This window comes from Polaromonas sp. (assembly GCF_039932935.1).
Lineage (GTDB): Bacteria > Pseudomonadota > Gammaproteobacteria > Burkholderiales > Burkholderiaceae_C > Polaromonas.
The window spans coordinates 1-7104 of record NZ_JBDTPB010000033.1; the positions used below are offsets into that span (position 1 = coordinate 1).

7 protein-coding genes are annotated in these 7104 nt (G+C 58.1%); 3 read left to right on the top strand and 4 right to left on the bottom strand.

Annotation, left to right across the window (positions count from 1 at the left end):
- Positions 1-86, top strand: an 86-nt coding sequence (gene rpmG / locus ABI546_RS04600) for a 50S ribosomal protein L33 (RefSeq protein WP_348044576.1), incomplete at its 5' end; no start/stop codon positions are given.
- Between the two features lie 82 nt (positions 87-168).
- Here the strand turns inward: rpmG and ABI546_RS04605 are convergent.
- The 4 genes from ABI546_RS04605 to ABI546_RS04620 all read right to left on the bottom strand — a co-directional run bounded on the left by ABI546_RS04605 (position 169) and on the right by ABI546_RS04620 (position 5848).
- Complete coding sequence (locus ABI546_RS04605; RefSeq protein WP_348044564.1) at positions 169-618, bottom strand: diacylglycerol kinase family protein; 450 nt, start codon at positions 616-618, stop codon at positions 169-171.
- Between the two features lie 127 nt (positions 619-745).
- Complete coding sequence (locus ABI546_RS04610) at positions 746-2671, bottom strand: hypothetical protein (RefSeq protein ID WP_348044566.1); 1926 nt, start codon at positions 2669-2671, stop codon at positions 746-748.
- A 524-nt stretch (positions 2672-3195) separates the two neighbouring features.
- Positions 3196-4395, bottom strand: coding sequence for a fatty acid desaturase (locus ABI546_RS04615; protein WP_348044568.1), 1200 nt, complete (start codon positions 4393-4395; stop codon positions 3196-3198).
- A gap of 199 nt (positions 4396-4594) precedes the next feature.
- On the bottom strand, positions 4595-5848 hold the full coding sequence (locus tag ABI546_RS04620) for an RsmB/NOP family class I SAM-dependent RNA methyltransferase (protein ID WP_348044570.1): 1254 nt from the start codon (positions 5846-5848) through the stop codon (positions 4595-4597).
- Positions 5849-5913: 65 nt separating this feature from the next.
- On the opposite strand from ABI546_RS04620, the gene ABI546_RS04625 reads away from it, so the two are divergent.
- Positions 5914-6159, top strand: coding sequence for a DUF1653 domain-containing protein (locus ABI546_RS04625; RefSeq protein ID WP_348044572.1), 246 nt, complete (start codon positions 5914-5916; stop codon positions 6157-6159).
- 131 nt (positions 6160-6290) lie between these two features.
- Positions 6291-7104 (top strand): GTP-binding protein (locus tag ABI546_RS04630; RefSeq protein WP_348044574.1); only part of this gene is annotated, 814 nt, incomplete at its 3' end.

Here is a 7104-nt window from a genome sequence, read left to right on the forward strand (position 1 = left end):
AAACCACGCCCGACAAGATGCTGATCATGAAGTTTGATCCCAAGGCACGCAAGCATGTGGAATACAAGGAAATCAAGCTGAAATAAATAGCTAAAGACCGGTAGGTAGTTAAAACTACCCATCCGGTCAGCTTTATTCAATAAAGGACACTTCGGTGTCCTTTATTTTTTAGGGGCCGACTCGGGCCAGCTCTACGGCCAAGGTCATCGACTGGAATTTATAGGCTGTTTCCAAAAAATAGGGCCAGAAGGTAATGACGCCGATTGCTGCTGCTGCGCAAGCCGCTATGAGCACACTGCCGGCGGCAACATCTTTTGCACATTTGACGGCCAACGAGTATTGCGGCGACACCACATCGCAGAGCGACTCAACTGCTGTGTTCATGGCCTCTGCCATCCACACCATGGCCACCGCGCCAATCAGCCAGCGCCAATCGCTGGCATTCACCCGATACCACACAGCCAATCCCGTCACTAGCGTTGTGGCGATCAGATGCACCCATGCGTTGTGCTGTGTTTTGAGCATCAACGCTATCCCCTCGAAGGCATAACCAAAGCTCTTGAGCCGTGCGGGCAGACTGAATCGCCGCGGCGCGACGGTAAGAGGGACTTCTTTCATTTTTCATCCTTCTTATTCACCAGCCGCCAGGCTTGGGCAGCACATGAACGTCGAACAGTGCACAGCCGCATAGCCTGCAATCCATACACGCAGCCCCATACCGAGGCTATCAAGATACAGCAACCCATCACAGTGCACCGGCCGGCTCTAGCGTCAAGCAAGTGCGCCCAGCAAGTGGAACCTGCAAGCGCACCTCTCCCATGTCGTCAGCCACAACTTGCGTCAGGCTTGCACCTGTTACCCGATAGGGCACTAACGGACGCAAGCCCGACACGCCCAGGCTCTGAATGCCATCGCCGGCTCCGCCGTAAAGCACCGCTTGCAAAGTGCCTCTTGCGGCATCGGCGTGCGCAGCTGCAACCAGCACGTCGGGATAGGACAGGTGTTCCAGCCGAGGACCTTTTGAGGGAAGTGGGTTGCTGATCAGGTCCCGAAAGCTATCGAGCCCTCCAGAACGCGCCATCAGCTCGACACCATGCGCCCATACCGAGGCCTTACTCCTGTGGGCGACCCGATCACTGAAAGTTGTCGGACACGCGTGCTCCAAGGCATCCATGCAGTTTTGATACACACACGCATCGCCCAACTCTGCCGCCGCCAAGGCTGTCGCTGCGAAGGCACTGCCTCTTGAGAAACCATAGTTTCCTGTATCGATGGGCCAAAACGCACTGCGTCGAAATCGCCCATGACTATTGAACAGCTGACGTCTCAGCAACAGCCATTGGCGACGCGCCAAGTCGGGTGCCAGCGCGTTCAAAAAGTAGCAAGGCATCGCCAGCGGCATTGCGCCACCAATGGCGGGCAGGGCCAATCCCGTATACGTAGAACGGCATGGTACGTAGCGGCCCATGCCATCCAGAAACTCCGCGTCCAGATGCCGGCGAAACTCCGATACGCGAGCGGCCCATTTCATCTGACCGTACTGCGCATCGTGGGCACGCAGTGCCGCGGCTCCCATGGTGTTGCACAGGGGATAAACCCAGTTGGGTTCGCAGGCCATCAAATAGAAAGGCGAACGTTCGTATTCCTCCTCCAACCTAGACAGCAAGGACTCGAAGCTGTGTTCGTAGCACTTCCCATTCGGATGCACCAACTTAAAGGCACCTTTTTTTGAAAATTCCTGACTTCCTGCGCTCGCCTGGAATAGGGCCATCTGCAGTGCCACGAAGCCCGTGTACATGATGTTTTCACGGGCGGTTGGGTCGGAATTCCAACGCAAGTTTCCCCACAGATTTTCCAGCGCCCAGTAGGCCCATGTGCGGTGCTGTGTCTGCTTGTGCAGTAGCTTGCTTTGCGCGTCGCGCATGTATCCGCCCAACGCAGGCGTGAATCGTGCCTGCGTCAAGGCAATTCCATAAGCCAGAAAATTGACTTGATACCGCAGCGCCGCCGTCTGAAATTGATCGCGTTGCTCGAACCCGGAGAATTCATTCAAAGGCTGCAGCGCACGATCGAGTGCAAATCTCACCCGCTGCAAATGCTCCAACGACATCTCCGGTTTTTGCCTTGATGGTTTGGCTGCAAGGATGGTGTCCAATCGAGCCGTTTGTCGGACCAAATAATCGTTATCGATGCGCCTTTGTCGGCCTGCAAACGCAAACCAGGCCAGCATCGACAGACAGCCCGCCGCAGCAACCAGCGCGAGCATGCCGTACACGTTGGGGATCACACCTGGCGGAATTGCGCCGTGGTCCATGCTTGCGGCCCAAAGCGCCGAGCCGAACCACACAAACGGAGGCAGCAACACGTTGCCCGTGCCAAACCAGATCAACAGCGCCAACGCCAAGACACCAACCGAAGACAGCCAAGCGGCTATGTGACCTATACCACTGCCTGCGCAGATATCAGCATGCGCCAGAAATCCACCACCCGGCACCATCAACCCCAGGCCGAAGATCTGCAAGGCATCCTGACGCGCGACAAGCAGAAAAGCCGAGCCGACAGTAATCAGCAGCAGATACAGTTTTAGAAGTTGGATGATCTTTCTCGCCGCTACCGGGCCGAAAATTCGTGTGTAAGGCGGAAGAGTAGCGACGCTGTTGATTGAACTCACAAACCGACCTTTCTCCGAAAGGGAAGCACCAGGTTGATGCACTCGGCTTTCGGTGAATGCAGTCTGACGCGCATCTGTGAGGTCTTAATGAGCTGAGTGAAGTTGGTGTGAAGTCGCCTGCTAGACGACCACTTACGCGGCGAAGCATTAGCCCGACAACTCGTTTTGAGTTGAGGGTGCGTGGATCTGCATCAACGTGTGCCGCTACTCCCGCGACTTTCTTGCTTCGATTGCCAGCCAAGCGGCCAGCTTCTCGACGAAAGAACTCGAGCACCAATCACCTGTCGTTGACAGAACTTGGCTCACGAGTTCGGCGCGACAGCCACCTGTTGAGCGTAGAGGCGGCGCTTCACTTCAAGAGTGAATCAGACTTCAGCGCAGCTCAACAAGAAAAACCGTATGTGGCGCGAATGAGCGCACCCGGGATACTTTGACCGAACAATAAAAAAAAACCGCTCCCAGATTTCTCTGGAGCGGTCCTCGAAGAGGCATCGACCTGAGACCAGGCCGTAAGTAACGCTAGTTCAAGCGCGAGCTGCCCGCAGCTTCATGGAGAATTCGCGCAGCGCAGCAATGCCGCTTTCTTCTGCGCGGTGGCACCAAGCCTGCAGATCTGACGCAAGCTGCTCGCGAGAGGCCGAAGTGGTCAGCCACATCTGGCGAAGCTCTTCGCGCATGGTGACCATCTTGTCGAGCACGGGGTGCTCAGCGCGGACTTGGGCAATTTGCGGCTTGGCGGCAGCTGGCACCTTGTCGTCGTCGCGGTGCAGCCAGCGGTTGGCAGCGCGCAGAACCGACACATCGGCCTTTTTCGCCTTGAGCACTTCGATTTCGGCCTTGCCGGCGCGACGCAGTTCACGTGCAAAACCGGCCATGACTTCGTAGCGGTGGGCAATCAGCGCTTCCAGCGTTTTTTCATCCGCCACAGGCTGGATGGAGCCGAGCTGAAGCTTGGGCGGGACCTTCTTGACGGAAGCCAGGCCGACCTTTTCCAGGGCGCGAATGTAGATCCAGCCAATGTCGAATTCGTAAGGCTTGACCGAGAACTTGGCCGACGTGGGATAGGTGTGGTGATTGTTGTGCAGCTCTTCACCGCCGATCATGATGCCCCATGGAGAAATGTTGGTGCTCGCATCAGGCGCTTCAAAGTTGCGGTAGCCCCAGTAGTGCCCAATGCCATTGATGATGCCGGCCGCCGTCACGGGGATCCAGGCCATTTGCACTGCCCAGACAGCCAGGCCCGCCACGCCGAAGAGTGCCAGGTCGATGATCATCATCAGGCCAACGCCCTGCCAGCTGTAGCGGGTGTAGACATTGCGTTCAACCCAGTCGTTAGGCGTTCCGTGGCCGAATTTGGCCATGGTTTCCTTGTTTTTGCTTTCAGCGCGGTACAGCTCGGCGCCTTGCCAGAACACCTTCTTGATGCCGTGGGCCTGGGGGCTGTGCGGATCTTCAATCGTTTCGCATTTGGCGTGGTGCTTGCGGTGAATGGATACCCACTCCTTGGTCACCTGGCCGGTGCCCAGCCAGAGCCAGAGCCGGAAAAAATGCGAAGGAATGGCATGCAGGTCCATCGCGCGATGGGCCTGATGACGGTGCAGGTAGATGGTGACGCTGGCAATGGTGATATGGGTGGTCACCAGCGTGTACAACACAATTTGCCACCAGCTGGCGGCGAGCAACCCATTGGCAAGCCAGTCGAGGGCCGCATCAAACAAGATCATAAAAGTCCTTTAAACATCTACTGCAGCCGCCTGGTCAAAAACCTGTCTCCGGGGCTGTATCAAAACAGTGTTTATTGTAAGGCGCTCGCTGTAAAACACCAAGCCACTTTGCCGTAGTTAACAGAAGGCCAATTAACGAGAAATATCACACATAAATATGTAACATCGGCCTACTTGTCGTCAAATTACGCGAAAAATATCACGCCTTTTGCCAAACAGCAGCGAAAAACCCATCTGTTTTATGCAGGTATGGCCAAAGCCGCAAATAAGGGCCGCGGCACAACTTTTCCGCGTTTTCAACCCCTAGATGGGTCAACAATGAGCCGGCTTCAAGGACGTTGAACTCTTTATTGGCCTCACCAAAGGCTTCCGCAATGGCCTCATTTTCTTCACGCAACACGCTGCAGGTTGCGTAAACCAGCCGGCCACCAGGCTTTAGCAGTCGGGCAGCACTCTGCAAAATCGCGGTTTGTTTGGCTCTCAGCTCTTCGATCGCCTTGGGCGTCTGCCGCCATTTGAGGTCGGGATTGCGCCGCAAAGTGCCCAAACCCGAGCAAGGCGCATCCACCAGCACCCGGTCGATCTTCCCGGCAAGGCGCTTGATGCGGTCATCACGTTCATGGGCGATGGCCACCGGATGCACGTTGGACAGGCCGCTGCGCGCCAGCCGCGGCTTGAGCGCGTCCAGCCGGTGTCCCGAGGTGTCAAAGGCGTACAGACGCCCGGTGTTGCGCATGGAGGCACCCAAGGCCAGCGTTTTGCCACCCGCACCCGCACAGAAATCGACCACCATCTCACCCCGCTTGGCATCGACCAGCAGGGCCAGCAACTGCGAGCCTTCGTCCTGCACTTCAATGGCGCCGCGCGTGAAAGCGTCCAGCTTCGCCAGCTGGGGCTTGTCCGCGATCCGCAGGCCCCACGGCGAATACGGCGTGGCGACCGTTTTAATCGCCGCTTTCGCCAGCTCCTTCTGGATTTCGGCCCGTTTGTCTTTGAGCGTGTTGACGCGCAGGTCGAGCCCGGCCGGAGCGTTCAGGCTTTCCACTAGCGGCCAGAAATCGTCGCCCAGCTGCTCCTTAAGCGGCTCCACCAGCCATTGCGGCAAGTTGTGCCGGTGCAGCTCCATCAGATCCGCCGGCTTGACCTGGTCACAGCGCGCCAGCCAGTCTTTTTCCTGATCGGTGAGCGCGCCCAAAAGAAAATCGCGGTCTGCCGCAAAACCGAGGATGGCCAGACGCCGCTCCGGCGCGCCGCTGCCATGCTGGGCCAGATAGGTGTATAGATTTTTCTTGCGCAAAACGCCGTAAATCGTCTCAGCCACGGTGGCACGCTCACGGGGACCGAGGCGATAGTCGCGAAAATACCGCGACACCACCATGTCGGCGGGATGATCAAATTTGAGGACCTGCTTGAGAAGCTCGGAACAACTGTCGAGTAAGGCTTTAGGATGCATAGCCCCCATTGTCCCACCGCGGTCATGACGCAAGTTTTTTAAAGCCCCTTACAACCCAACGCACCATGCCCAACATCCCTGCAGAAGCACTGCCGCCCCTGATCGAAACCTCGCCTGGCCTTTATCGCCACTACAAAGATAAGCTCTATGAGGTGATCGGGACCGTCCGTCACAGCGAGACCCTGGAGCCGATGACGCTGTACCGCGTGCTCGGCGAAGAAAACCTGTGGGTTCGCCCCGCAGCCATGTTCAATGAAGAAGTCGTGATCGACGGCGTGCGCCAGCCGCGCTTTGCCCGGCAACCCGACTAGGTATCGCGTAGCTTCAACAGGAAACGGCGGCCGCAGCGCCGGGCCGCCCCAAGCAAGGCCAGCCCCCTCGGGGGGCAGCGCATTACGCGAAGCGACAAGCGTGGGGGCCATCTCACCGATAATCGTGGGTTATGTCCGAATCCACCGAAATCGAAAAACAGGTCAAGCGCCGCCGCACGTTTGCCATCATCTCCCACCCCGATGCGGGTAAAACCACGCTGACTGAAAAGCTGTTGCTGTTCTCGGGCGCGATCCAGATCGCCGGCAGCGTCAAGGCCCGCAAGGCGGCGCGCCACGCCACCTCCGACTGGATGGAAATCGAAAAGCAACGGGGAATCTCCGTGGCCAGCTCGGTCATGCAGATGGAATACCGCGACTGCGTGATCAATTTGCTCGACACGCCCGGCCACCAGGACTTCTCGGAAGACACCTACCGCGTGCTGACCGCCGTGGACGCGGCGCTGATGGTGATCGACGCGGCAAACGGCGTGGAGCCGCAAACCCGCCGCCTGCTGCAGGTCTGCCGCGCGCGCAACACACCCATCCTGACCTTCGTCAACAAGATGGATCGTGAGGTGCAAGACCCGATGAGCGTGATGGACGAGATCGAGCGCGAGCTCGGCATGACGGTCATCCCGTTCACCTGGCCCGTCGGCATGGGCAAGCTTTTTCACGGCGTCTATGACCGTCGCGAGGACCGCATGCGCGTTTTCAGCCCCGGCGAAGAAAAAGCCGGCGGCGACGATGAAATCCTGGCCGGCCTGGACAACGCCGAAGCCGCCAAGCGCTTTGGCGCCGAATACACGCAGGCCCAGGGCGAGATCGAACTGGTCGCCGGCGCCACGCCCGAGTTCAACCGCGCCGAATTCCTGGCCGGCAAGCAGACGCCGATGTTCTTCGGCTCGGCCATCAACAACTTCGGCGTGCAGGAAGTGCTGGACGCGC